Raw genomic sequence first — 1,177 nt, 5'->3', positions numbered from 1 at the left:
ATGGCGAAGAGTAAGTTTGAACGTACGAAGCCGCATGTGAACATTGGCACGATCGGTCACGTCGACCACGGCAAGACGTCGCTGACGGCAGCGATCACGAAGTATTTCGGTGAGTTCAAGGCGTATGACCAGATCGACGCCGCTCCGGAAGAGAAGGCGCGCGGCATCACCATCTCGACCGCGCACGTCGAGTACGAGACGGAGAACCGTCACTACGCCCACGTCGATTGCCCCGGCCACGCCGACTATGTGAAGAACATGATCACCGGCGCTGCGCAGATGGACGGCGCGATCCTGGTTTGCTCGGCTGCCGACGGCCCGATGCCGCAGACCCGCGAGCACATCCTGCTCGCCCGTCAGGTCGGCGTTCCCGCCATCGTCGTGTTCCTGAACAAGGTCGACCAGGTCGACGATCCGGAGCTGCTTGAGCTGGTTGAGCTCGAAGTCCGCGAGCTTCTGTCGAAGTACGACTTCCCCGGCGACGAGATCCCCATCGTCAAGGGTTCGGCTCTGGCTGCCCTCGAAGACTCCAACAAGGAGATCGGCGAGAATGCGGTTCGCGAGCTGATGAAGGCCGTCGACGCCTACATCCCGACGCCGGAGCGTCCGGTTGACCAGCCGTTCCTGATGCCGATCGAAGACGTGTTCTCGATCTCGGGCCGCGGCACGGTCGTCACGGGCCGCGTCGAGCGCGGTATCGTCAAGGTCGGTGAGGAAGTCGAGATCGTCGGCATCCGTCCGAACGCCAAGACGACCGTGACCGGCGTTGAAATGTTCCGCAAGCTGCTCGACCAGGGTCAGGCTGGCGACAACATCGGCGCGCTGCTGCGCGGTATCGACCGTGAAGGCGTCGAGCGCGGCCAGGTGCTGTGCAAGCCGGGTTCGGTGAAGCCGCACACGAAGTTCGTTGCCGAAGCATACATCCTGACCAAGGACGAAGGTGGCCGTCATACGCCGTTCTTCACCAACTACCGCCCGCAGTTCTACTTCCGCACGACCGACGTGACCGGTATCGTGACGCTGCCTGAGGGCACCGAGATGGTGATGCCCGGCGACAACGTGACGATGAACGTGTCCCTGATCGTTCCGATCGCGATGGAAGAGAAGCTGCGCTTCGCTATCCGTGAAGGCGGCCGCACCGTCGGCGCCGGCATCGTGTCGAAGATCGTCGAATAAT

The 1,177-nt window shown here is 62.4% G+C and carries 1 protein-coding gene; it reads left to right on the top strand.

Annotated features, from left to right (window positions below; translation table 11 throughout):
* A partial coding sequence (gene tuf, locus ACOWVG_RS19275; protein ID WP_420963996.1) for an elongation factor Tu occupies positions 1-1,176 on the top strand: 1,176 nt, incomplete at its 5' end.
* Between the last annotated feature and the right edge of the window lies 1 nt (position 1,177).

Origin of the sequence: Brucella sp. IR073 (genome assembly GCF_049065735.1) — a bacterium.
GTDB lineage: Bacteria > Pseudomonadota > Alphaproteobacteria > Rhizobiales > Rhizobiaceae > Paramesorhizobium.
This window is presented reverse-complemented; position numbering and strand designations above follow the sequence as displayed.